Here is a 22,705-nt window from a genome sequence, read left to right as displayed (position 1 = left end):
GCCATGCGAGGAACGGCATCTTGGATATCCGGCTCGGCCTCACTTTCGACGACGTCCTGCTCGTGCCGCAGGAGTCCGATATCCTGCCGAGCAGCGCGGATACGCGCACGCAGGTGACGCGGGGCATCGCGCTCAACATCCCGATCCTGTCCTCGGCCATGGACACGGTGACCGAAGCGGACATGGCGATCGTCATGGCCCAGCTCGGCGGTATCGGCGTCCTCCACCGCAATCTGACCGTCGAGGAACAGGTGGCGGCGGTGCGCCAGGTCAAGCGCTTCGAGTCGGGCATGGTCGTCAATCCGATCACCATCGCCCCGACCGCGACGCTGGCGGAGGCGCAGGCGCTGATGGCCAACCATCGGATCAGCGGCATCCCGGTCGTCGAGGCGGACGGACGGCTCGTCGGCATCCTCACGAACCGCGACGTCCGCTTCGCGGGCAATCCGAAGCAGCCGGTCGCCGAACTGATGACCCGCGACAATCTCGCGACGGTTTCGACCGACGTCGGCCAGGACGAGGCGCGCCGCCTGCTCCATCAGCGCCGCATCGAGAAGCTGCTCGTCGTCGACGACGCCTATCGCTGCGTCGGGCTGATCACGGTCAAGGATATCGAAAAGGCGGTCACCTATCCCGACGCGACCAAGGATGCGGCCGGCCGCCTGCGCGTCGCCGCGGCGACCACGGTCGGTGACAAGGGTTTCGAGCGGACGGAGGCCCTTGTCGACGCGGAATGCGACCTGATCGTGATCGACACGGCGCACGGCCACAATCGCGACGTCGCGCGGGCGGTCGAGCGGGTGAAGCAGCTGAGCAATTCGGTTCAGGTCGTGGCGGGCAACGTCGCGACCGCGGCGGCGACGCGCGCGCTGGTGGACGCGGGCGCGGACGGCATCAAGGTCGGTATCGGTCCGGGATCGATCTGCACGACGCGAGTCGTCGCCGGCGTGGGCGTGCCGCAGCTCACCGCGGTCATGGACTGCGCCGAAGAGGCCGCCAAGTCGGGCGTACCGGTGATCGCGGACGGCGGCCTGCGCACCTCCGGCGACCTCGCCAAGGCACTGGCCGCTGGGGCCGCCACCTGCATGGTCGGATCGCTTCTGGCCGGCACCGAAGAGGCGCCGGGCGAAACCTTCCTGTACCAGGGACGGGCGTACAAATCCTATCGCGGCATGGGGTCGGTCGGCGCGATGGGTCGCGGCTCCGCCGACCGCTATTTCCAGGGCGATATCAAGGACCAGATGAAGCTGGTGCCGGAGGGGATCGAAGGGCAGGTCGCCTATAAGGGGCCGGCACGCGACGTCATCCACCAGCTCGTCGGCGGCATCAAGGCGGCAATGGGCTATACCGGCTCGGCGACGATCCCCGACCTGAAGAGCCGCGCGCAATTCGTGCAGATCACCGGCGCGGGGCTGAAGGAAAGCCACGTGCACGACGTGACGATCACGCGCGAGGCGCCGAACTATCCGACCCGATGAGGCAGCGGTGACGGGAGTCGGCCGATGACGCCCGCGGCGCGCAGCCAGGCCGCGATCGACATTCTCGACCAGGTCGTCGACGCGGCACGCGGCGGCGGTGCGGCGGCGGACACGCTCGTCGCGCGCTATTTCGCGAGCCGTCGCTATGCCGGCGCCAAGGACCGGCGCGCGGTGCGCGACCTCGTCTATGCGGCGATCCGCCGCGCCGGGGAACTGCCCGAGAATGGTCGCGCCGCGCTGGTCGGGCTGGCGCGGGAGGACGACGCGCTTGCTGCCACTTTCGACGGATCGGCGCATGGACCGGCCTCGCTGGATCCGGCCGAGCCCGCCGCCGCTGCCGGGGTCATGCCATCATGGCTCAGCGCGGCGCTGATCGCATCGGACGTCCCGGTTTCGGCTCAGCAAGCGCTGGTCGCCCGCGCGCCGCTCGATATCCGGGTCAACCGGCTTCGCACGGACGTCGCGTCGATCCGTGCGGAGATCGGCGGTGAAGCCGTGGCCGGGTTGCCCGACGCGCTGCGCCTGCCCAACGGCACCAACGTCGAACCGCTCGCCGGGCGCGTGGAGGTGCAGGACGCGGGCAGCCAGATCGTCAGCCTCGCCGCCCGCGCGGAGCCCGGCCAGAACATCATCGACCTGTGCGCAGGTGGCGGCGGCAAGACGCTCGCGCTCGCCGCGGCGATGGACAATCGCGGCGAGTTGATCGCGAGCGACGTCGACCGCGCCCGGCTGTCGAGGCTGGCGCCGCGCGCGGAAAAGGCGGGGGTCACGATCGCCAGGCCGCTGCTGCTCGATGCGGGACGCGAGGCGGCAGCGCTCGCGCCCTTTGCAGGCGCCGCGGATACGGTCCTGGTGGATGCGCCCTGTTCGGGGACCGGGACGTGGCGTCGCAATCCCGAGGCGCGCTGGCGCCTCACGCCACAGCGGCTGGAACGATTCGCGCAGCAGCAGCGCCACGTCCTGGAGCTCGCGGCGCCGCTCGTGCGGCCGGGCGGGGCGCTGGTCTACATCGTCTGCTCGCTCCTTGATGCGGAGGGGGCGGCACAGGTCGACGCCTTCCTCGCCACCTCTCCCGGCTGGCGTGCCGAGCCGCTCGATCTGCCGGCCGGCCGGCCGCGCGGCAGCGGCCTGCGCCTCGATCCCGCGCACGACGGGACCGACGGCTTTTTTGTCGCGCGGCTGATCCGGCTTTGCTAGCTTGCGGGCCGTGCCCCCTGTGGAGACCTTCATGCGCGTGACCTCCGTCGCCATCGCCGCCACGTTGACCCTGGTGTGCGTGTCGACCTCGCTGCACGGCCAGCGGCCGGACGACCAGATCGACGCCCGTTCGATGCAGTTGCTGGCTCAGGGCAAGGCGGCGAAGGCGGCCGGCAATCTCGACGGCGCCACGGACTTGCTGGAGACCGCGCTCGCGGTCGATCCTCGCAATCGCCAGGCCTATGTCGTGTTGGCCGAGACGGCGGACGCACGCGGCCTGCCCGGCACCGCGATCCGCCTCTACCGCGAGGCGCTGTCCCTTGAACCCAACGACGTGGCCGCGTTGCAGGGCCAGGGCGAGGCGCTGGTCGCCAAGGGGGCGGTGACGCTGGCAAAGGCCAATCTCGCGAAGATCCGGACCTTGTGCAAGGGCGCCTGCCCGGAGGCGAACCAGCTGGCGGCCGCCATCGCGAAGGGGCCGCCGGTCACCACCGCGCAGACGCAAGCGAAGCCGACCGCCGCCAAGGACTGACGCTGTCGCCGTATGAGTGTGCGGGCAGGCGGTGGCGGGATCGGGTATCGCGATCTCGCGATTGTTAGCAGCGGGGCGGAGGATGCGATCAGCCGTCCGCCGCGCGCGCAATGGCGACGAATTCGGCCACGGTCAGCGTTTCCGCGCGTCGGGACGCGTCGATCCCGATCGCCTCCGCTGCCGCGAGCGCACCCGGTACCGCCTTCAGGCTTTGCCGCAGCATCTTGCGGCGCTGGCCGAAAGCCGCGGCTGTCACCCTTTCCAGCACCGCCACGTCGACGCCCGCCGGCGGCTCCGTCGGGGTGATATGAACGACAGCGGACATCACCTTTGGCGGCGGGGTAAAGGCGGAGCGATGGACCGGCATCGCGATCCTCGCCGTGCTGCGCCACTGCGCCAGCACCGCGAGCCTGCCGTAATGGTCGCTTCCCGGCGTCGCGACGATCCGCTCGGCGACTTCCTTCTGAAACATCAGGGTCAGCGACTGCCACCATGGCTGCCACGGTCCCGTCAGCCAGCCGACCAGCAACGCGGTTCCGACATTGTAGGGCAGGTTGGAGACGATGTGCGGCCGCCCTGTGAAGAGGGCGGGGGCGTCCACCGCGAGCGCATCGCCCTCGATCAGGCGCAGCTTGCCGGGGAAGGCGGCGCCCAGCTCCTCGAGCGCGGGGATGCAGCGGCGGTCGCGCTCGATCGCGGTGACCTGCGCGCCCGCGAGCAGCAGTGCCCGGGTTAGACCGCCCGGGCCCGGCCCCACCTCCAGCACCTCGGCGCCGTCGAGGTCGCCGGGCACCGCCGCGATCCGCGCCAGCAGCTGGCCGTCGAAGAGGAAATTCTGGCCCAGCGCCTTGCTGGCCGAGAGACCGTAGCGCGCGATCACCTCGCGCAGCGGGGGGAGGGGACCCCCGACCGGTGACGCACTCACGCCGCGACCGCGGCGACGCCGGCGGGGAAGCGACGGTCGGCGATCTGGCCCGCCATGGCGATCGCCGCGATCATCGCGCCGGGATGCGCCGTATCGCGCCCGGCAAGGCCGAACGCGGTGCCGTGATCGGGCGACGTGCGTACGATCGGCAGGCCCAATGTCACGTTGACCCCTTCGTCGAAATGCAGCGTCTTGATCGGCACCAGCGCCTGGTCGTGGTAGGGGCACAGGACCACGTCATAGGCGGATCGCGCGCGGGCGTGGAACAGCGTGTCGGCCGCGAAGGGGCCGGTCGCCTCGATCCCCTCGGCGCGCAGCTGTGCGATCGCGGGCGCCATCACCTCTATTTCCTCGCGTCCGATCGCGCCGCCCTCTCCGGCATGCGGGTTGAGGCCCGCGAAGGCGAGCCGCGGTCCCTTGATGCCGAACCCCGTCCGCAGGCCGGCGGCCGTGACGCGCGCGCGGGCGAGGATCAGGTCGACCGTCAGCAGGCGGCTAACCTCGGCCAGCGGAACGTGCGTGGTGATCGGCACGACGCGAAGCGACGGACCGGCCAGCATCATCACGGCGTCCTCCTCCGCGACGCCGCACCGTTCCGCGACGAATTCGGTCTGGCCCGGCCAGTCGAAGCCGACGCCGTACAGCTGCGCCTTGGATACCGGTCCGGTCACCAGCGCGCGCGCCTCGCCGGTCCGCACCGCGCGCGTCGCGACTTCCAGGGCGTCGAAGGCGGCGTGCGCCCCGGCGACGTCGGGCTCACCGGCTACGATCTCGCCCGCTTCGCGCGCGGGCAGCACCGGCAGCGCGCGGTCGAACACCGCCAGGGCTTCCGCGGCGTCCGCGACGGTCGCGATCGGACCGTCCCAGACCCGCGCGATCGCGCGCCGGTCGCCCACCGCCATGAATGGCGGCAGGCGGCGGACTCCCCGCACCGCCCAGCTCTTGCCGATGATCTCCGGCCCGACCCCGGCGGGATCGCCCAGCGGCACCGCGAGCGGGGCGGTCGCCGATCCCACGCGCGCTGTGCCCGGGTCGGTCACGTCAGCGATACTCGATGACCGCGTCGCGCCGCAGGTCGCGCAGCTTGCTCTGCGCGCGCAGGTTTACACGCTGCTGCTCGAGCTGGCCCTGGATCTGATTCGCGCTCGGCAGATTGCTCTGCTGCGGATCGTCGCGACCGCAGAGGACGAGCGAGCGAACGCCGTCCTGCGGCGAGCCGAAGGGCGGCGTCGCCTGACCGACCTGCAGGCCGAGCAGGATCTGCTGGAGCCGCGGATCGGGGACGCTGCGCACCGGCACCGAATCGTTGTCGACGACCTCCGCGCCGACCGATGCGGCGACCTTCTCCACGCTGCCGCAGCCCTGGATCTGCTTGAGCGCCTGGGCGAACGTACCCGCGCGCGCCTGCGCCTGCGCCATCGTCGTGTTGGCGGGGAAATGGATGGTCAGCTGCTTGAGGCTGAGCCGCGCGTCGCGCGGGTCCGCCGCACCGACGGTGCGCTTGTCGAGCAGGTAGAGGATCGAGAAGCCGCCGGGCGTCGCGATCGGGCCGGCGACCTGGCCGACCTGCATCTGCTGCGCGGCTTCCGCGAGCGGCTGCGGCAGCGTCGCCAAGCGTAGCCAGCCGAGATCGCCGCCGACCGCCTTGGTCGAGGCTTCGGAATAGCTGCGAGCATAGAATTCGAACGGCTGCTGCCCCTTCTGCAGCTCGCCGATGATCTGCCGCGCATTGGCCGCGATCTGTTCGCGGTTGGCGTCGTTGGCGCTGAGGTAGATCTCCTGGAGGTGATATTCCTCCGCCCCCTTCGACGCCTGCAGGCGGTCGATGATCGCCTTCACCTCCTCGTCGCCGACGTTGACGAAGGGCTCGACCTTGCGGCGCAGGTACCGGGTCCAGGCAAGCTCGCCCTCGATCGCGCGGCGGGCAGAGCGTTCCGAAGAGCCCGCAGCGCGCAAGTCGCCGCGTAGCTGGCTGACGGACCGTCCCATCTGTTTCGCCAGGCCGTTCATTGCCTGTTCGATTTCTGCCTGCGTGACGGTGATATCGGCGCTCTTCGCCTCTTGAATCTCCAACGTCTCGTCGATCAGCTGCCGAAGTATCTCGAGCTTGAGCTGTTCGAGCTGCTCCGTTGGCGGCGCCTTTCCACCGTTCCTCATGATGATCAGCGCCAGCCGCTGGTCGACGTCGGTGCCGGTGATGACGAAGTCGTTGACGATCGCCGTCGGCTTGCGGACGTTGGGATCGACCTTGCCGAAGATCTGCAGATTGGCCGGGATGTCCAGCGCGGTTTCGGGCGTGCTCTGATCGGTCACCGTTTGCGCCACCGCGCCGCCGGCCATCGCCGTCAGCGCCACCCACCCCATGATCCGGCCCAGCCGGGCCGCCGGTCGAATTCGATGCGTCACGTGTTCCCGTTATCCTACAGCTGTGCGCGCAGGCCGCGCGCCTTGATCCGTCCGCTTGAATCCGACCTATGCCCTCGGCCGGCTGAATGCGGGCTTAGCGACCGATGTTCTTCAACGCCAGCGACAACAGGAAGGCGTTGCCCCCGCGCGCGTCGCCCGTGTCCTGGTAGGTTCGCCGCCACGTCACGCCAAGCCGCAGGCAGTCGTCCTCATATTGCACGCCCAACCGATGCCGGACCGGCGAGAATCCGTCGGACAGCGACAGCGGGTCCTCCGACTTGTTGGTGAGGTCGATCACCGTCGAGCCGAAGGCGGACCAGAACCGCGTGACCTGCACGCGGCCGCCGAGGCGCAGTTCCTCGCGATCCTGCAGGTCCTCGATGCTGGGCGTGATGTTGCGGTTGAGGCGGAGGTAGCCGACGAGGACATAGGTGCTGCGCGAGCCAACCGTCGCGTCCACCTCGTTGCGGCGTACCGCGAAACTGTCCTTGTCCAGGCGATAGCGATGCGTGATCGACACGAAATCGTGGACGCGCAGTTCGGTCCTTCCCACGATGTCGGAGAAACGGTCCGACAGACCCGTACCCTGCGGCAGGATCGTGGGACGCTGCGTCAGGCGATAGCTCTGTCCGATGACGGCATTGAACGACACGCCGGGGATGTTGACCGCCCATTCCGCGCCATAGGTCACGCGCGTCGTGTCCTCGAACCGGTCGTAGCCGGCGAAGCGGTTGAGCGCGAAGAGGTTCGAATCCTCCAGGTCGATCGCGCGCGCGTCCTCGTTGGGCACGTCGAGATTGGCGACCTTGGGCGAAGCGACGATCTGTACCCGCGGTGTCAGCACCTGCGTGCCGCCGAGGAAGCTGCCGACGAACGGCCATTTGACGTCCGCGGCCAGTGCGCCGATCGCGCGGCCGTGGAAACCGTCGAGGCCGCGATAGCTTGCGACGGCGGTGCTCGCGATATTGTCGGTATTGTAGACGTCGGCACGCGCATAGGCCGTCAGCGTCACCTCCTGGCCCCAGTTGGTCAGCCGCCGCAGGTCCCATTGACCGGCAACGAAGGCCCGCTGCGTATCCTGGCCCGCGGTGCGGGTGATCGCGAGCGAATTGCCCTGCAGCTGCAACTTGCCGCCGAACAGGTCGAGCCGGCGGCGATAGTCGATCTCGGGCAGGGCGATCGGTTGCTGCCCCTGGACGTCGCCCACGCGGAGCGTCTGCACATACCAGCCGGTGATCGCGAAATAGCTGTCGGCATCGATATGTTCGAGCGACGCCGTGGTGCGGAGGCGATCGTCGCGCGAGATGTCGTAGCGGCGGAGGAAGGTACGGTCCGTCGTCAGCCGCAGCGATCCGCTCAGCGTCCAGTCGGGGGTCAATTGATAGCGGGCGACGCCGTCCAGATAGCCGCGGAACGCGCGTTCGGTCTGGTTGGCGGTGATCGTGGTCAGGTCGTCGCTGCGCCGGCTTTCGGTGGCATAGCCCGTGATGCGGAAGGCGCCCGTCTGTCCCAGCGCCTCATACTGCGCCTGCATCATGGGGATTTCGCTGGAGAAGATATGCGGCGTCAGCGTCAGCCCCTTGTTGGGGGCGAGCTTGACGTAATAGGGCGCGATCAGTTCCAGCCCGTTCGACTGGCTGATCTGAAAATCGGGCATAAGCAACCCGCTCTCCGATCCGCCGCCTACCGGCGTAGAGAAGGCGGGCAGCGGCAGCGCGGGCAGGCCGAAGAGGTGGAACGACCCGCCGCCGTAATAGAGCCGCTTGCGGTCCGGCCGATAGGTGATGCGCACCGCCGTGATCTTCCACGACGGTTCCTTCGGGCAGCCGGCCGAGGTCGCGACCGCGCAGGGCGTGTAGGCGGCGGTCTGCAGCTCCACCACGCCATTGGCGTCGCGCGTGCCCTTTTCGGCGGCGAGGCGTCCGCCGCGGTTTAGCACGATCAGCATGTTGTCGACCACGCCATCCTTGAGCGAGTCGGTCAGCTCGATCGAATCGCCATAGGCGGTATCGCCCTGCGGGTTGGTCACCGCGATATTGCCCGTCGCGGTCACCCGGCCGGTCTTGCGGTTCCACACCACGCGGTCGGCGCGCAGCCGTTCCGTCTCGCGATACATGCGCACTTCGCCGCTCGCGGTCACGATGTCGGTGTTGGTGTCATACTCCAGCGCGTCCGCGCTGAAGCGAATCTGGTCCTCACCCGCCGCCGGCGGCGGCGCGGGTTTGGCCAAAGCTGCGTCCGAGACCGGGGCAGGGGAGACGGGCCTGTCGCTCAGCGACTGGGCGACAGCCGGCGCGGCGAACAGGACGAGCGGCAGCGCACAGCCGGCCAGGAGTTGCAGACGCGACACGATGATAAACACTCACCCCTTCAATACGCCGCAGTTGCGCCGCCCTGAACGGCACGCATGCGGTTTTCGCCTATCGCACCACCCGTGCGGCCCTGCAATCGTTGTGCTTATCGCCGGCGGGTCCTAGATCGGCGTTCAACGATAAAGACACAGGATTTGTTCGCATGGACGTTCGTTTCGCTCCCGCCGTTTCGCCCGACGCCGTCGTCGTGGCCGTTCCCGTCGCCAAGGGCGCCGGGCTGCCCGACTTGGCCGGCGGCGGCGCGGTCGTCGCCGCGGCCGCAAGGGCGGCGCGGTTCGAGGGCGATGCGGGCGCGGTGGTCGACGTGTTCGTGCCCGCCGGGTCCGGCGCGCGTCATGTGCTGCTCGTCGGCACCGGCGCGGGCAGCGAAGTGGATTGGCAGAAGGCCGGAGGTGCGCTCGTCGCCAAGCTGCTGACGTCGGGCGTGGAGGAGGTCGCGGTCGACGTATCCGCCTCGGGTGTTACGGCCGCCGCCGTCACCGCCTTCGCGGCCGCGGCCGCACAGCGCGCCTGGCGCTACGACGCCTATCGGACCAGGCTGCCCGAGAAGCAGAAGCCGACTTTGCGCGTCGTGACGATTGCCGGCTCGGCGCAGGGGACCGACGCCGCCTGGGCGGATGCCGCCGCGGTCACCGCGGGCATGGCGCTGACGCGCACGCTCGTCACGCTGCCGCCCAACATCCTGTATCCGGAAAGCTTCGTCGATCATGTCCGGCGGGACGTCGACGGCCTCGGGCTCGATATCACGGTGCTCGACGAAGCGGCGATGCGCGATCTCGGCATGGGCTCGCTGCTCGGCGTCAGCCAGGGCTCCGTGCGCGACGGCCGCATCCTCGCAATGAAGTGGAACGGCGGCGGCGAAGGCGCGCCGACGATCGCCTTCGTCGGCAAGGGCGTGACCTTCGACACCGGCGGCATCTCCATCAAGCCCGCGGCGGGCATGGAGGACATGAAATGGGACATGGGCGGCGCCGGCGCGGTGGCCGGCGTCATGAAGACGCTCGCGCTGCGCAAGGCGAAGGTCAACGTCGTCGGCGTCTGCGGGCTCGTCGAGAACATGCCCGACGGCAACGCACAGCGGCCCGGTGACGTGGTGACGTCGATGTCGGGACAGACGATCGAGGTGATCAACACCGACGCCGAGGGGCGCCTCGTGCTCGCCGACGCGATCACCTGGACGCAGCGGACGTTCAAGCCGACCACGCTGGTCGACCTCGCGACGCTGACCGGCGCGATGATCATCAGCCTGGGCAACGAGCATGCCGGGCTGTTCAGCAACGACGACGGCCTTGCCGAGCAGCTGCTTGCCGCGGCCAGCGCGAGCGGCGACAAGCTGTGGCGCTTCCCGCTCGCCGATGCCTATGACAAGCTGATCGACAGCCCGATCGCCGACATGAAGAACGTCGGACCGCGCGGCGCCGGCTCGATCACGGCCGCGCAGTTCATCAAGCGGTTCGTCGACGACGGCGTGAAGTGGGCGCATCTCGACATCGCCGGCGTGGTGTGGGCGGACAAGCCTGGCAGCCACCACGACAAGGGTGCGACAGGCTACGGCGTCCGCCTGCTCGACCGGTTCGTCTCGGCCAATTTCGAGGGCTGATGCAGGTCGATTTCTATCACCTGACCACGACGCCGCTCGACCGCGCGCTGCCGCAGATCGCCGAGAAGGTGGTGGCGAGCGGCGCGCGGCTGCTGATCGTTGCGGAGGATCCGGAGCAGCGGGCGCAGCTCGACCGCCTGCTCTGGATCTACGATCCCGAAAGTTTTCTGCCGCATGCCCAGGCCGGCGGGGGTGGGGATGCGCTGCAGCCGGTGCTGATCGCGGGCAGCGTCGATGCGGCGAACGGCGCGCGCCATGTCGCCATCGTCGACGGCCGCTGGCGCGACGAGGCGCTGACCTTCGACCGCGCGTTCCACTTCTTCGGCGAAGACCATATCCAGGCGGCCCGAACGGCTTGGCGGGGACTGGGCGACGCGGCGGATGTCGAACGGCGATACTGGAAACAGTCGGACACCGGCCGCTGGGAGCGCGCCGCCTGATCGCGCCTGCCGATCGCTGATTGTTGCCAAGTCCCGTTCCGGCCACTAGGGCAGCGCCACTTCCAACGACAGCCCAACCACAGGAGCTCCGTGACCATCATGGCCGCGAACCGGACCTTTTCGATCATCAAGCCCGACGCCACGCGTCGCAACCTGACCGGCGCGGTCACCAAGATGCTAGAGGACGCCGGCCTGCGCGTCGTCGCCTCGAAGCGCATCCACATGACCCGCGAACAGGCCGAAGGCTTCTACGCGGTGCACAAGGAGCGCCCCTTCTTCAACGACCTGGTCGAATTCATGATCTCGGGTCCGGTCGTCGTGCAGGTTCTCGAGGGTGAGAACGCGATGCAGCGCAACCGCGACATCATGGGCGCGACCAACCCGGCGAACGCCGAGCCCGGCACGATCCGCAAGGAACTGGCCGAATCGATCGAGGCGAACACGGTGCACGGCTCGGACTCGGACGAGAATGCCGAGATCGAGATCGCCTATTTCTTCAAGCCCGAAGAGATCGTCGGCTGATGACCGACTGGCGGCTGCGGCGTGCGTCTCCCGAGGATGCGCCCGCAGTCGCGCTGGTCGCGCAGGCCAGCTTCCTGGAGACGTTCGCCGGCGTGCTGGCGGGCGTCGACATCCTGGCGCATCTCGCCGCCAAGAGCAGCGCGGACCGGTTCGACGCCTGGAGCCGCGATCCGGCCAGCGTCCTGACGCTGGCGGAGCATGCGTCCGGTCACGCGCCGATCGGCTATTCGCTGCTGACCCCGCCGGAGGAGGTGGGCGAGACGCGCGTCGGCGACATCGAGTTGCGCCGCATCTACACGCTGTCCCGGATGCAGGGCACCGGCCTCGGCCCGGCGCTCATGGCCCGCGCGGTCGCTGATGCGCGCGCGATCGGCGCGACGCGCATGCTGCTCGGCGTGTTCGCGGGAAATGCCCGCGCCCGCGCCTTTTACGAACGCCACGGCTTCGCCGTCGTCGCCGAACGCCGCTTCAAGGTCGGCGTGACCTGGTGCGACGACTTCGTCTACGCGCGGAACCTCTGAACCTCAGCGCAGCCGTGCCGCGTGCCAGCCGAGCTGGTCCGCCATGAAGGTCGAGACGAAGAAATAGCTGTGGTCGTAGCCAGCCTGCATCCGCAGCGTCAGGTCGATGCCCGCCGCGGCGCAGGCGTCCGCCAGCAGCTCGGGCCGCAGCTGTTCCCGCAGGAACTGATCCGCATCCCCCTGGTCGACGAGCAGGGCGGGGACGCGCGCGCCGTCCTCGATCAGCGCGACCGCGTCGTGCCGCCGCCATGCCGCCCGATCCTGGCCCATATAGCCGCCCAGCGCCTTCTCGCCCCACGGCACCTGGCTGGGCGCGACGATCGGCGCGAAGGCGGACACCGCCCGGAACCGCTCCGGGAACGTCAGGCCGATGGTCAGCGCCCCGTGTCCGCCCATCGAATGTCCCATGATCGACTGGCGCGCCATGTCGGCGGGAAAGGCACTGCCGATCAGCGCCGGCAGCTCGTCCGTGACATAGGACCACATCCGGTAGTGCGCCGCATAGGGTGCCTCCGTCGCGTCGACGTAGAAACCGGCGCCAAGGCCGAAGTCATAGGCGCCGGCAGGGTCGTCCGCCACGTCCTCGCCGCGCGGGCTGGTGTCCGGCGCGACGAGGATCAGGCCGAGATCGGCGCAGGTGCGGCGATATTCGCCCTTGTCCATGACATTGGCATGGGTGCAGGTCAGGCCCGACAGATACCAGACCACGGGCAGGGTCGCGCCTGGCGCGTGATCGGGCACGAAGACCGCGAAGGTCATGTCAGTGCCCGTCGCCGCGCTGGCATGACGGTAGACGCCCTGCGTCCCGCCATGCGCACGCGCGGTCGAGACGATATCCATCAGCGCGCCTCGCGGAATGCCGCGCAGACCTTGTTGCCGGCGGGATCGCGCAGATAGGCGAGGTACAGCGGCCCGAAGGGCGTCTGGCGCCAGCCGGGCGGGTCCTCGCACGCGCTGCCGCCATGCGCCAGGCCGGCGGCATGCCAGGCGTCGATCGCATCGGTGTTCTTCGCGCTGAACCCGACCGTGCCGCCATTGGCGTGGCACGCCGGCTGACCGTCGATCGGTCGCGTCAGCATGAACAGGGCGCCGCCATTGGCATAGACGACGCGTCCCTTGTCGTCGCCACGACCCGGCGCCGCGCCCAGTGCGCCGAGCGCCGCATCATAGAAAGCCTTGGATGCCTCGACATCGTTGGCGCCGAGCATGACGTGACTGAACATAAATCCTCTCCCTATCCTTGGTGTCAGTAGATCACGACGCTGCGGATCGACTCGCCCGCATGCATCAGGTCGAAGCCCTTGTTGATCTCCTCCAGCGTCAGCCGGTGCGTGATCATCGGATCGATCTCGATCAGACCGTTCATATACCAGTCGACGATCTTGGGCGTGTCGGTGCGGCCGCGCGCGCCGCCGAACGCGGTGCCGCGCCAGTTGCGCCCCGTGACGAGCTGGAAGGGTCGCGTCGCGATCTCCTTCCCCGCCTCGGCGACGCCGATGATGATCGACGTGCCCCAGCCGCGGTGGCACGCCTCGAGCGCGGTGCGCATCACCTCGGTATTGCCGGTCGCGTCGAACGTATAGTCCGCGCCGCCGTCGGTCAGCGCCAGGAGCGCGGCGATCGTCTCCTCGCGCGACATCCCCTTCGAATTGAGGAAATGCGTCATGCCGAAGCGGCGACCCCATGCCTCGCGGTCGGGATTGATGTCGACGCCGATGATCCGCGATGCGCCCGCCAGCTTCGCGCCCTGGATCACGTTGAGGCCGATGCCGCCCAGCCCGAACACGACGATGTTCTCGCCCGGCTGGACCTTGGCGGTGTTGACGACGGCACCGACGCCGGTGGTGACGCCGCAACCGATGTAGCAGCTGGTGTCGAAGGGCGCATCCTCGCGGATCCGGGCGACCGCGATCTCGGGCAGGACGGTGAAGTTCGAGAAGGTCGAGCAGCCCATATAATGGAAAATCGGCTGGCCCTTGTAGCTGAAGCGGGTCGTGCCGTCGGGCATCAGACCCTTGCCCTGCGTCGCGCGGATCGCGGTGCACAGGTTGGTCTTGCCGCTGAGGCAGGATTTACACTGGCGGCATTCGGGCGTGTAGAGCGGGATGACATGGTCGCCGGGCGCGACGCTGGTCACGCCCGCGCCGACTTCCCGCACGATGCCGCAGCCTTCGTGGCCGAGCACGCTGGGGAACAGCCCCTCGCTGTCGAGGCCGTCGAGCGTATAGGCGTCGGTATGGCAGATGCCGGTCGCCATGATCTCGACCAGGACCTCGCCGGCCTTCGGGCCCTCCAGGTCGAGCTCGACGATCTCCAGCGGCTTCTTGGCTTCGAAGGCGACGGCGGCGCGGGTCTTCATGGCGGCAGGCTCCGGTACGTTATTGACGCTTGCGGTAGGCAAGGCGCGCGCGCGCCGCAAGCGTCGAGGGTTGATCCGGGCGGCCGTCCTGCTAGTCGCATTTGAAACGACATTTGGAGAGGTGGCGGTTTGACACCCGATTTCGATTTCGCCCTCGGAGAGGCGGCGGACATGATCCGCGAGAGCACGCAGCGGTTCGCGACCGACCGGATCGCGCCGCTCGCGGCAAGGATCGACGCGGACGACTGGTTCCCGCGCGACGAGCTCTGGCCCGCGATGGGCGAGCTCGGCCTGCACGGCATCACGGTCGACGAAGCCGATGGCGGCCTCGGTCTCGGCTATCTGGAACATGTCGTCGCCGTCGAAGAGGTTTCGCGCGCATCCGCGTCGATCGGGCTGAGCTACGGCGCGCATTCGAACCTGTGCGTCAACCAGATCCGCCGCTGGGCCAATCCGGAGCAGAAGGCGAAATACCTGCCCAAGCTGATCTCGGGCGAGCATGTCGGCAGCCTCGCGATGTCGGAGGCGAACGCCGGCTCCGACGTCGTGTCGATGAAGCTGCGCGCACGGGAGACCGATCGCGGCTATGTGCTCGACGGCACGAAATTCTGGATCACCAACGCGGCCTATGCCGACACGCTCGTCGTCTATGCGAAGACCGGCGAGGGAAGCCGCGGCATCACCGCCTTTCTGATCGAGAAGGACATGCCCGGTTTCTCGATCGGGCAGAAGATCGACAAGATGGGCATGCGCGGCTCGCCGACGGCGGAGCTGGTGTTCGACGGCTGCGAGGTCCCGCGCGAGAACGTCATGGGCCCGCTGAATGGCGGCGTCGGCGTGCTGATGAGCGGCCTCGACTATGAGCGCGCGGTGCTCGCCGCGATCCAGCTCGGCATCATGCAGGCCTGCCTCGACGTCGTCATCCCCTATGTCCGCGAGCGCAAGCAGTTCGGCCAGCCGATCGGCCAGTTCCAGCTGATGCAGGCCAAGGTCGCCGACATGTACGTCGCGCTCAATTCGGCGCGCGCCTATGTCTATGCGGTGGCGAAAAGCTGCGACGCCGGCAAGACGACGCGCTTCGACGCAGCGGGCGCGATCCTCTATGCGTCCGAAAATGCGGTGAAGGTGGCGCTGGAGGCGATCCAGGCGCTGGGCGGCGCGGGCTATACGAAGGATTGGCCGGTCGAGCGCTTCATGCGCGACGCCAAGCTGCTCGACATCGGCGCGGGTACCAACGAGATCCGCCGCATGCTGATCGGGCGCGAGCTGATCGGCGCCGCGCCCAAGGTGGCGCAGTGAGGCATCGGCGATGAGCGCGCCCGTCATCCCTGACACCGCGACGATCGATCCCGCGCTCGTCGCGCACAATCGCGCGCTCGCCGAGCGGCTGCGCGCCGATGTCGCACGAGCGGCGCTGGGCGGCAGCGACAAGGCACGCGAACGGCACACCAGCCGTGGCAAGCTGCTGCCCCGCGACCGCGTCGAGCGTCTGCTCGATCCGGGCAGCCCGTTCCTGGAGATCGGCCAGCTGGCGGCGAACGACCTCTATGACGGCGAGGTCCCCGGTGCGGGCATGATCGCCGGCATCGGGCGAGTGTCGGGCCGGCAGGTGATGATCGTCTGCAACGACGCGACCGTGAAGGGCGGGACCTATTATCCGCTGACGGTGAAGAAGCACCTCCGCGCGCAGGAGATCGCGCAGGAAAACCGGCTGCCGTGCATCTACCTGGTTGATTCGGGCGGCGCCAACCTGCCGCACCAGGCAGAGGTGTTTCCGGATCGCGATCACTTCGGCCGCATCTTCTTCAACCAGGCGAACATGTCCGCGCTCGGCATCCCGCAGATCGCCTGCGTGATGGGCAGTTGCACCGCGGGCGGCGCCTATGTCCCCGCCATGTCCGACGAGACGGTGATCGTCGCGGGGCAGGGGACGATCTTCCTCGCCGGCCCGCCGCTGGTGAAGGCTGCGACGGGCGAGGTGATCAGCGCCGAGGAACTGGGCGGCGCCGACACGCACGGCCGCCGGTCCGGCGTCGTCGATCACGTTGCGCAGGACGACGATCATGCGCTGACGATCGTGCGCGACATCGTCGCCACGCTGCCGCCGCAGCACGGTGCGCCGGTCAACCGTCAGGAGGCCCGCGATCCCCTCTATCCGATCGACGATCTTTATGGCCTGATCCCGCAGGACGTGCGCGCACCCTATGACGTGCACGAGGTGATCGCACGGCTGGTCGACGGATCGGAGTTCCACGAGTTCAAGGCGCTCTACGGCGCCTCGCTCGTCTGCGGCTTTGCGCATGTCCATGGCATGCCGGTCGCGACCCTCGCCAACAACGGCGTGCTGTTCAGCGAAAGCGCGCAGAAGGGCGCGCATTTCATCGAACTCGCCTGCCAGCGTCGCGTGCCGCTCCTGTTCCTGCAGAACATCAGCGGCTTCATGGTCGGCGGCCGGTACGAGGCGGAGGGGATCGCGAAGCACGGTGCGAAGCTCGTCACCGCCGTGGCGACGGCAAGCGTGCCCAAGATCACGATCCTGATCGGCGGGAGCTTCGGCGCGGGCAATTACGGCATGTGCGGCCGCGCGTATTCGCCTCGGTTCCTGTTCACCTGGCCCAACAGCCGGATCAGCGTCATGGGCGGCGAACAGGCCGCCAGCGTGCTCGCCACCGTCCACCGCGACGCGGACAGCTGGTCGCCGGACCAAGCGGAGGCGTTCAAGGCGCCGATCCGTGCGCGCTACGAGGACGAGGGCAATCCCTGGCATGCGACCGCGCGGCTGTGGGACGACGGGATCATCGATCCCGCCCAGACGCGCGACGTGCTCGGCCTCGCGCTCGAGGCCTGTCTCAACGCCCCCATTGCCGAAGCGCCCCGCTTCGGCGTGTTCCGGATGTGAGGCGCCGCCGCATGCCCTTCAGCTCCTCCCCGGAACGGGGAGGGGGACCGCGCCGCGCAGCGGCGCGGTGGAGGGGCAGACGCACGTGCCGCTCCCTCGATCGGCGTGCATCATGCTGAGGGCATCTGCCCCGACCGTCCTTCGGGCGCGACGCCTGCGTCGTACGATGACCCTGCCGGAAATCGTGCTGTGGCGTGCGCTGCGAGGCCGCCCGGCCGATCTCAAGTTTCGCAAGCAGCATCCTGCCGGAGTCTATGTTCTCGACTTCTTCTGTGCCGCCGCCCGGCTCTGCATCGAAGTGGACGGCGCGGCGCATGATCATGGCGATCAGCCTGGCTTCGACAAGGACCGAGACGCCTGGCTGCTGCTGCACGGGATCGCCACCATGCGGGTGACAGCCGCGGACATTTTGCGCGACCTCGATGCGGTCGTGAGCCAGATCGTCGCCGCCGCCCGTGCGCGACTTCCCCTCCGTCAGCCCTGCGGGCTGCCACCTCCCCGTGCCGGGGAGGAATGAAGGATTTGAAGATGATCGAGTCCCTCCTCATCGCCAATCGCGGCGAGATTGCCTGCCGGATCATCCGCACCGCGCGGCGGCTCGGCATCCGCACCGTGGCCGTCTATTCGGACGCCGACGCACAGGCACTGCACGTGCGCGAGGCGGACGATGCCGTGCACATCGGGCCGACCCCGGCGCGGGAAAGCTATCTCGTCGCAGACCGCATCATCGCCGCCGCCCGCGACAGCGGGGCCGAGGCGATCCACCCCGGTTATGGCTTCCTCAGCGAGAATGCCGAATTCGCCGAAGCGGTGATCGCCGCCGGCCTGATCTGGGTCGGCGCGCCCCCGGCGAGCATCCGCGCCATGGGGCTTAAGGATGCGGCCAAGGCGCGCATGATCGCGGCGGGCGTGCCGGTCACGCCGGGCTATCTTGGCGAGGACCAGAGCGCCGAGCGGCTCCAGGCCGAAGCCGACGCGATCGGCTATCCGGTGCTGATCAAGGCGGTGGCGGGCGGCGGCGGCAAGGGCATGCGCCGCGTCGACGATGAGGCCGGCTTCGCCGACGCGCTGGCGAGCTGCCGGCGCGAGGCCGCGTCCTCGTTCGGCGACGACCGCGTGCTGATCGAGAAATACGTCCTGTCGCCCCGGCATATCGAGGTGCAGGTGTTCGGCGACACCCAGGGCCAGGTCGTCCACCTGTTCGAGCGCGACTGCTCGCTTCAGCGCCGCCACCAGAAGGTGATCGAGGAAGCGCCGGCGCCCGGCATGGACGCCGCGACCCGCGCCGCCGTCTGCGGCGCGGCGGTGCGTGCGGCGCAGGCGGTCGACTATGTCGGCGCCGGCACGATCGAGTTCATCGCCGACGCGAGCGACGGGCTGCGCGCCGATCGTATCTGGTTCATGGAGATGAACACCCGCCTCCAGGTCGAGCATCCGGTGACCGAGGCGATCACTGGCCAGGACCTGGTCGAATGGCAGTTGCGAGTCGCGAGCGGCGAGCCGCTGCCGCTCACGCAGGACGATCTCGCGATCCAGGGCCATGCGATCGAGGCGCGCCTCTATGCCGAGGATCCGGCGAAGGGCTTCCTGCCCTCGATCGGCCGGCTCGACGCGTTCGATCTCGGCGACCCGGCGGAAACGGGTGTGCGCATCGATACCGGGGTGGAGCAGGGGGCGACGATCACGCCCTTCTACGATCCGATGATCGCCAAGATGATCGCGCACGGAGACACGCGCGAGGAGGCGAGGGAACTGCTCGCCGATGCACTGGACGAGGCGCTGGTCTGGCCGCTGCGCACCAACGCCGGTTTCCTGGTGGAGGCGCTCGACCACCCCGACTTCGTGTCCGGCGCCGTCGATACCGGCCTGGTCGCGCGCGAGGGCGAGGCATTGATGCCGCCGCCGCTGCCGAGCGAGGAAGCGCTGGTTGACGCCGCCGCGGCGATCGCCGGCGCCGGTCCGCTCGGCGGCCTGCGCCTCAACGCGCCGCGCCGGCGCGTCGCCCGCCTCGACGTGGGCGGGACCCTGGTGGAGGTCGAGTTCGGCGACGCACCCTCGCCGGGCGTCGCCAGCCCGCGCCTGCTCGTGTCGGAGGGGGGGCAGACCTGGGAGGTCCGCCCATGGCGCGCCGCCGCGTCGGCCGCGGGCGGCGCGGCGGACGGCGCGATCCTCGCGCCGATGCCCGGCCGCATCATCGCGGTCGACGTCACCGCCGGCGCACGCGTCGTCGCGGGGCAGAAGCTGGTGACGCTGGAGGCGATGAAGATGGAACACGGGCTCATTGCGCCGTTCGCCGGGATCGTCGCGGATCTCAACGCGGAGGCGGGCGGGCAGGTCACGGAGGGCACGATGCTGGTACGGATCGAGAAGGACGCCTGATGCCCGGACGCTTCTACGACGAATGGCAGGTGGGCGATCGCCTCGTCCACGAGATCCGTCGCACGGTGACGGAGACGGACAATCTCCTGTTCTCGACGATGACGCACAATCCGCAGCCGTTGCATCTCGATGCGGAGGCCGCCCGCGCGTCGGAGTTCGGCCAGATCCTCGTCAACGGCACCTTCACCTTCGCGCTGATGGTCGGCCTGTCGGTCGGCGATACGACGCTGGGGACGCTGGTCGCCAACCTCGGCTACGACAAGCTGGTGATGCCCAGGCCGGTGTTCCTGGGCGACACGCTGCGCGCCGAGAGCGAGGTCGTCGAGCTGAGGGACAGCCGGTCGCGGCCCGACGCCGGCCTCGTCACCTTCCGCCACGTCATGCTCAACCAGCGCGACGAGACGGTATGCCAGTGCCTACGCACCGCATTGCTGAAGCGGCGGGGCTGACGCCTCAGCGGGGCTTGGCCGCCGCCCAGGCGCTTTCCAGCGACGCGGCATCGCCGCCGGTCTGGCGCAGGCGGAAACCTTCGATCGTCAGTGCGCGACCGAAGAATCGGCGGCCGTGCGTACGCCAGATTATGTCGTAGAGCCCGCGCGCGCTGCGCGTCGTATCGCCGTCCCAATAGCGGGTCGTGATCAGCACCGGCAGTCGCCCGGTGCGCGTATCCGGGCCGCCGTCGGTCAGCTTGAGCAGCGGCTTGCGGAACATGTCCGCGTCGATGCGCGGCTCGACCGGAGCCTGCTTGCCGACACCGAGGGCCTTGGGGAACAGGATCGTCGTGTCGGTGATGTCGTGGCGCGGGTCCTTCAGCGTCACCGATGCGTCGTCCACCGTCCCGGTCAGCGCGACGCGGGATTGGGCGGTCGCCTCCTTTTGTGCGGACGCGACGCGCGCCGCCTCGTCGGCCCGCCGGTCGGAGACGTTGAGGTACAAAGTCAGTGCGGCGATCACCACGCCCGCGACCGCGACCAGTTCCGCCAGCGTGATCCAGCGGCGGCGCGTGCGCGCCTGATCCGCGGTCTCGCTCATCGGCCGCCCGCTTCCAGCAGGGCTGCGGGCGCGCTCAGCTCCCAGCTGCGCGCGATCCGGTCCTCGACCAGCGTCCAGTCGACATCGTCCGCCAGGTCGATCGCGACCCAGCCCTTCGCCCCGAGATAGGCGGGCCGCGAATAGGTCTCGGGCGCGGCGTCGAGCAGCATCGCCTGTTCGTCGACGCCGCTCGTCCGCACGCAGACGACGGTGCGGCCGTCGCCATGATGGTCGTCGCGGAATTGCGCGAACTGCCTGTCCGCGACGAAGAAGGTGGGCTGGCCGTGGCTTTCGCGTTCCTCGCTGTCGGGCAGGACGAGCGCGATGGCGCGGATGCGGTCGAGCGGGGCGGTCATCGGCTGGCGAACTCCTTCACTATGGCGGGATACAGGCGATGCTCCGCCGCCAGCACGCGCTCCGCCAGTGCGTCGGGCGTGTCGTCGGGCAACACCGGTACCTCCGCCTGTCCAAGCAATTCGCCGCCATCGAGTTCCTCGGTGACGATGTGCACCGAGCATCCCGCGACGCGATCGCCCGCCGCGATCGCGCGGGCATGGGTATCGAGGCCCTTGTACTTGGGCAGGAGCGAGGGGTGGATGTTGACGATCTTCCCGCGCCAGCGTGCGACGAAATCGTCGGAGAGCAGCCGCATATAGCCCGCCAGCACGATCACCTCGGCCCCCGCCTCGCGCATCGCGGCGTCGACCGCCGCTTCGTAGGCGTGCTTGCCGATCCCCTTCGGCGAGAGGGCGAAGGTCGCCAGCCCCCGCTCGCGCGCCCAGGCGAGTCCCGGAGCGTCCGGCTTGTCGGATGCGACCAGGGCGACGTCGATCCCGGCGTCGACCAGCGCTATCATGTTCGATCCCCGGCCGGAGATCAGGATGCCGACACGCTTCACCTGGGGTCAGCCGTGCGTATGCGTCGCGGTCCAGTCGGCTCGCGCGGACCAGGTTTCCGCCGACCCGCGCACCGTGCATCCGCGCGGTCCCGCCTCGACACGGCCGATCGCATAGACCGTCTCGCCCGCCTGGGCCAGCGCCGCGGCGACGCCGTCGGCGGCGTCCGGCGCGACAATCACCGCCATGCCGATGCCGCAGTTGAAGGTGCGCGCCATCTCCTCCGGCTCGATGCCGCCCTGTGCCTGCAAGAACGCCATCAGCCGCGGCTGTTCCCAGCCATCCGCGTCGACCACGGCATGCGCGCCCTCGGGCAGCACGCGCGGGATGTTCTCGAGCAGGCCGCCGCCGGTGATATGCGCCAGCCCCTTGATCCGACCCTCGCGCACCAGCGGCAACAGGCTCGCGACATAGATCCGCGTCGGCGCCATCAACGTGTCGATGAGCAGCCGGTCCGCGTCGAACAGCGCGGGCCGGTCGAGCTTCCAGCCCTTGTCGGCCGCCAGCCGGCGGACCAGCGAATAGCCGTTGGAATGGACGCCGGTGGAGGCAAGGCCGAGGATGACGTCGCCCGGCGCGATCGCGCGGCCGGTCAGCACGCGGTCCCGCTCGACCGCACCGACGCAGAAGCCGGCGAGGTCATAGTCGCCGTCCGCGTACATGCCCGGCATTTCCGCCGTCTCGCCGCCGATCAGCGCGCAGCCGGCCTGGCGGCATCCCTCTGCGATCGAGGCGACAACGCGCTCCGCGATACCGTTGTCGAGCTTGCCGGTGGCGTAATAGTCCAGGAAGAAGAGCGGCTCGGCGCCCTGGACGATCAGGTCGTTGGCGCACATGGCGACCAGGTCGACGCCGACGCCTTCATGCCGATCCCATTCGATCGCGAGCTTGAGCTTGGTGCCGACTCCGTCGTTGGCGGCGACGAGCAGCGGATCGGTGAAGCCCGCTGCCTTGAGATCGAAGAAGCCGCCGAAGCCGCCGAGGTCGGCATCCGCGCCCGGCCGCCGCGTCGCGCGGGCGAGGGGGCCGATCGCACGGACGAGCGCATTGCCCGCGGCGATCGAAACGCCGGCATTGGCGTAGGTGTAGGGCGCGTTGGCGTCGGGATCGTGACTCATGGCGGCGCACCTAGCCACATCGCGCTTGG

The 22,705-nt window shown here is 69.2% G+C and carries 23 protein-coding genes; 12 read left to right on the top strand and 11 right to left on the bottom strand.

The window, feature by feature from the left end; translation table 11 throughout:
- Window positions 1-20: 20 nt before the first annotated feature.
- The 3 genes from guaB to RF701_RS03570 are packed head-to-tail and all read left to right on the top strand — an operon-like array spanning window position 21 to window position 3,207.
- Window positions 21-1,478 carry an IMP dehydrogenase gene (guaB, locus tag RF701_RS03580; RefSeq protein ID WP_210358575.1) on the top strand — a complete coding sequence of 486 codons (1,458 nt, stop codon included), beginning with the start codon at window positions 21-23 and terminating at the stop codon, window positions 1,476-1,478.
- A 24-nt stretch (window positions 1,479-1,502) separates the two neighbouring features.
- Window positions 1,503-2,675 carry an RsmB/NOP family class I SAM-dependent RNA methyltransferase gene (locus RF701_RS03575; protein WP_308814108.1) on the top strand — a complete coding sequence of 391 codons (1,173 nt, stop codon included), beginning with the start codon at window positions 1,503-1,505 and terminating at the stop codon, window positions 2,673-2,675.
- A 31-nt stretch (window positions 2,676-2,706) separates the two neighbouring features.
- Window positions 2,707-3,207, top strand: a complete 501-nt coding sequence (locus RF701_RS03570) for a tetratricopeptide repeat protein (protein WP_308814107.1) — start codon at window positions 2,707-2,709, stop codon at window positions 3,205-3,207.
- An 88-nt stretch (window positions 3,208-3,295) separates the two neighbouring features.
- On the opposite strand, the gene rsmA is transcribed toward RF701_RS03570, so the two are convergent.
- The 4 genes from rsmA to RF701_RS03550 all read right to left on the bottom strand — a co-directional run bounded on the left by rsmA (window position 3,296) and on the right by RF701_RS03550 (window position 8,888).
- Entirely contained in the window at window positions 3,296-4,132 is an 837-nt protein-coding gene (gene rsmA, locus RF701_RS03565) for a 16S rRNA (adenine(1518)-N(6)/adenine(1519)-N(6))-dimethyltransferase RsmA (protein WP_308814106.1), read from the bottom strand.
- The gene (gene pdxA / locus RF701_RS03560; protein ID WP_308814105.1) at window positions 4,129-5,172 is read right to left on the bottom strand and encodes a 4-hydroxythreonine-4-phosphate dehydrogenase PdxA; all 1,044 of its coding nucleotides are present in this window, start codon (window positions 5,170-5,172) and stop codon (window positions 4,129-4,131) included. The genes rsmA and pdxA overlap by 4 nt, the downstream gene beginning before the upstream one ends.
- 1 nt (window position 5,173) lies before the next feature.
- Window positions 5,174-6,538 (bottom strand): peptidylprolyl isomerase, encoded by a 1,365-nt coding sequence (locus RF701_RS03555; protein WP_308814104.1) that lies wholly within the window; start codon window positions 6,536-6,538, stop codon window positions 5,174-5,176.
- Window positions 6,539-6,632: 94 nt separating this feature from the next.
- Entirely contained in the window at window positions 6,633-8,888 is a 2,256-nt protein-coding gene (locus RF701_RS03550) for an LPS assembly protein LptD (RefSeq protein WP_308815609.1), read from the bottom strand.
- A gap of 164 nt (window positions 8,889-9,052) precedes the next feature.
- On the opposite strand from RF701_RS03550, the gene RF701_RS03545 reads away from it, so the two are divergent.
- The 4 genes from RF701_RS03545 to RF701_RS03530 all read left to right on the top strand — a co-directional run bounded on the left by RF701_RS03545 (window position 9,053) and on the right by RF701_RS03530 (window position 11,993).
- A complete protein-coding gene (locus tag RF701_RS03545) occupies window positions 9,053-10,510 on the top strand; it encodes a leucyl aminopeptidase (RefSeq protein ID WP_308814103.1) in 1,458 nt (485 codons plus the stop codon).
- Window positions 10,510-10,950, top strand: coding sequence for a DNA polymerase III subunit chi (locus RF701_RS03540; RefSeq protein ID WP_308814102.1), 441 nt, complete (start codon window positions 10,510-10,512; stop codon window positions 10,948-10,950). Before RF701_RS03545 ends, RF701_RS03540 begins: the two co-directional genes overlap by 1 nt.
- 99 nt (window positions 10,951-11,049) lie before the next feature.
- Window positions 11,050-11,472, top strand: a complete 423-nt coding sequence (gene ndk, locus RF701_RS03535; protein WP_115381414.1) for a nucleoside-diphosphate kinase — start codon at window positions 11,050-11,052, stop codon at window positions 11,470-11,472.
- Complete coding sequence (locus RF701_RS03530) at window positions 11,472-11,993, top strand: GNAT family N-acetyltransferase (protein WP_308814101.1); 522 nt, start codon at window positions 11,472-11,474, stop codon at window positions 11,991-11,993. The genes ndk and RF701_RS03530 overlap by 1 nt, the downstream gene beginning before the upstream one ends.
- A gap of 3 nt (window positions 11,994-11,996) precedes the next feature.
- On the opposite strand, the gene fghA is transcribed toward RF701_RS03530, so the two are convergent.
- The 3 genes from fghA to RF701_RS03515 are packed head-to-tail and all read right to left on the bottom strand — an operon-like array spanning window position 11,997 to window position 14,352.
- Complete coding sequence (fghA, locus tag RF701_RS03525) at window positions 11,997-12,833, bottom strand: S-formylglutathione hydrolase (RefSeq protein WP_308814100.1); 837 nt, start codon at window positions 12,831-12,833, stop codon at window positions 11,997-11,999.
- Window positions 12,833-13,216: a VOC family protein gene (locus tag RF701_RS03520; protein ID WP_203309972.1), complete on the bottom strand. Its 384-nt coding sequence runs from the start codon at window positions 13,214-13,216 to the stop codon at window positions 12,833-12,835. Before RF701_RS03520 ends, fghA begins: the two co-directional genes overlap by 1 nt.
- A 23-nt stretch (window positions 13,217-13,239) precedes the next feature.
- On the bottom strand, window positions 13,240-14,352 hold the full coding sequence (locus tag RF701_RS03515; protein WP_210358583.1) for an S-(hydroxymethyl)glutathione dehydrogenase/class III alcohol dehydrogenase: 1,113 nt from the start codon (window positions 14,350-14,352) through the stop codon (window positions 13,240-13,242).
- 171 nt (window positions 14,353-14,523) lie between these two features.
- Between RF701_RS03515 and RF701_RS03510 the strand changes: the two genes are divergently transcribed.
- From RF701_RS03510 to RF701_RS03490, 5 genes are all read left to right on the top strand, one after another.
- Window positions 14,524-15,651, top strand: coding sequence for an isovaleryl-CoA dehydrogenase (locus RF701_RS03510; RefSeq protein WP_282596513.1), 1,128 nt, complete (start codon window positions 14,524-14,526; stop codon window positions 15,649-15,651).
- A gap of 10 nt (window positions 15,652-15,661) precedes the next feature.
- Complete coding sequence (locus RF701_RS03505) at window positions 15,662-17,251, top strand: carboxyl transferase domain-containing protein (protein WP_308814099.1); 1,590 nt, start codon at window positions 15,662-15,664, stop codon at window positions 17,249-17,251.
- A gap of 166 nt (window positions 17,252-17,417) precedes the next feature.
- Window positions 17,418-17,768 carry an endonuclease domain-containing protein gene (locus tag RF701_RS03500; RefSeq protein ID WP_287978402.1) on the top strand — a complete coding sequence of 117 codons (351 nt, stop codon included), beginning with the start codon at window positions 17,418-17,420 and terminating at the stop codon, window positions 17,766-17,768.
- An 11-nt stretch (window positions 17,769-17,779) separates the two neighbouring features.
- A complete protein-coding gene (locus RF701_RS03495; RefSeq protein WP_308814098.1) occupies window positions 17,780-19,630 on the top strand; it encodes an acetyl/propionyl/methylcrotonyl-CoA carboxylase subunit alpha in 1,851 nt (616 codons plus the stop codon).
- Window positions 19,630-20,079: a MaoC family dehydratase gene (locus RF701_RS03490; RefSeq protein ID WP_308814097.1), complete on the top strand. Its 450-nt coding sequence runs from the start codon at window positions 19,630-19,632 to the stop codon at window positions 20,077-20,079. Before RF701_RS03495 ends, RF701_RS03490 begins: the two co-directional genes overlap by 1 nt.
- Window positions 20,080-20,083: 4 nt before the next feature.
- On the opposite strand, the gene RF701_RS03485 is transcribed toward RF701_RS03490, so the two are convergent.
- From RF701_RS03485 to purM, 4 genes are read right to left on the bottom strand one after another with little or no spacing between them, the layout of a single operon-like run.
- Entirely contained in the window at window positions 20,084-20,662 is a 579-nt protein-coding gene (locus tag RF701_RS03485) for a hypothetical protein (protein WP_308814096.1), read from the bottom strand.
- The gene (locus tag RF701_RS03480; RefSeq protein ID WP_210358590.1) at window positions 20,659-21,018 is read right to left on the bottom strand and encodes an MmcQ/YjbR family DNA-binding protein; all 360 of its coding nucleotides are present in this window, start codon (window positions 21,016-21,018) and stop codon (window positions 20,659-20,661) included. Before RF701_RS03480 ends, RF701_RS03485 begins: the two co-directional genes overlap by 4 nt.
- Window positions 21,015-21,518, bottom strand: coding sequence for a phosphoribosylglycinamide formyltransferase (gene purN / locus RF701_RS03475; protein WP_308815608.1), 504 nt, complete (start codon window positions 21,516-21,518; stop codon window positions 21,015-21,017). The genes RF701_RS03480 and purN overlap by 4 nt, the downstream gene beginning before the upstream one ends.
- A gap of 48 nt (window positions 21,519-21,566) precedes the next feature.
- The gene (gene purM / locus RF701_RS03470) at window positions 21,567-22,676 is read right to left on the bottom strand and encodes a phosphoribosylformylglycinamidine cyclo-ligase (RefSeq protein WP_308814095.1); all 1,110 of its coding nucleotides are present in this window, start codon (window positions 22,674-22,676) and stop codon (window positions 21,567-21,569) included.
- Between the last annotated feature and the right edge of the window lie 29 nt (window positions 22,677-22,705).

This window comes from Sphingomonas sp. GV3 (genome assembly GCF_031082075.1).
GTDB lineage: Bacteria > Pseudomonadota > Alphaproteobacteria > Sphingomonadales > Sphingomonadaceae > Sphingomonas > Sphingomonas beigongshangi.
Note: the sequence above shows the minus strand (reverse complement) of the source record. Positions and strands in the feature narration are given on the sequence as shown.

What these genes read in the sequence shown, in the direction of transcription:
- RF701_RS03575 (WP_308814108.1), top strand. Translation starts at nt 1,503, where the DNA reads ATGACGCCCGCGGCGCGCAGCCAGGCCGCGATCGACATTCTCGACCAG.
- RF701_RS03570 (WP_308814107.1), top strand. Translation starts at nt 2,707, where the DNA reads ATGCGCGTGACCTCCGTCGCCATCGCCGCCACGTTGACCCTGGTGTGC.
- RF701_RS03545 (WP_308814103.1), top strand. Translation starts at nt 9,053, where the DNA reads ATGGACGTTCGTTTCGCTCCCGCCGTTTCGCCCGACGCCGTCGTCGTG.
- RF701_RS03540 (WP_308814102.1), top strand. Translation starts at nt 10,510, where the DNA reads ATGCAGGTCGATTTCTATCACCTGACCACGACGCCGCTCGACCGCGCG.
- ndk (WP_115381414.1), top strand. Translation starts at nt 11,050, where the DNA reads ATGGCCGCGAACCGGACCTTTTCGATCATCAAGCCCGACGCCACGCGT.
- RF701_RS03530 (WP_308814101.1), top strand. Translation starts at nt 11,472, where the DNA reads ATGACCGACTGGCGGCTGCGGCGTGCGTCTCCCGAGGATGCGCCCGCA.
- fghA (WP_308814100.1), bottom strand. Translation starts at nt 12,833, where the DNA reads ATGGATATCGTCTCGACCGCGCGTGCGCATGGCGGGACGCAGGGCGTC.
- RF701_RS03520 (WP_203309972.1), bottom strand. Translation starts at nt 13,216, where the DNA reads ATGTTCAGTCACGTCATGCTCGGCGCCAACGATGTCGAGGCATCCAAG.
- RF701_RS03515 (WP_210358583.1), bottom strand. Translation starts at nt 14,352, where the DNA reads ATGAAGACCCGCGCCGCCGTCGCCTTCGAAGCCAAGAAGCCGCTGGAG.
- RF701_RS03510 (WP_282596513.1), top strand. Translation starts at nt 14,524, where the DNA reads ATGATCCGCGAGAGCACGCAGCGGTTCGCGACCGACCGGATCGCGCCG.
- RF701_RS03505 (WP_308814099.1), top strand. Translation starts at nt 15,662, where the DNA reads ATGAGCGCGCCCGTCATCCCTGACACCGCGACGATCGATCCCGCGCTC.
- RF701_RS03500 (WP_287978402.1), top strand. Translation starts at nt 17,418, where the DNA reads ATGACCCTGCCGGAAATCGTGCTGTGGCGTGCGCTGCGAGGCCGCCCG.
- RF701_RS03495 (WP_308814098.1), top strand. Translation starts at nt 17,780, where the DNA reads ATGATCGAGTCCCTCCTCATCGCCAATCGCGGCGAGATTGCCTGCCGG.
- RF701_RS03490 (WP_308814097.1), top strand. Translation starts at nt 19,630, where the DNA reads ATGCCCGGACGCTTCTACGACGAATGGCAGGTGGGCGATCGCCTCGTC.
- RF701_RS03485 (WP_308814096.1), bottom strand. Translation starts at nt 20,662, where the DNA reads ATGAGCGAGACCGCGGATCAGGCGCGCACGCGCCGCCGCTGGATCACG.
- RF701_RS03480 (WP_210358590.1), bottom strand. Translation starts at nt 21,018, where the DNA reads ATGACCGCCCCGCTCGACCGCATCCGCGCCATCGCGCTCGTCCTGCCC.
- purN (WP_308815608.1), bottom strand. Translation starts at nt 21,518, where the DNA reads ATGATAGCGCTGGTCGACGCCGGGATCGACGTCGCCCTGGTCGCATCC.
- purM (WP_308814095.1), bottom strand. Translation starts at nt 22,676, where the DNA reads ATGAGTCACGATCCCGACGCCAACGCGCCCTACACCTACGCCAATGCC.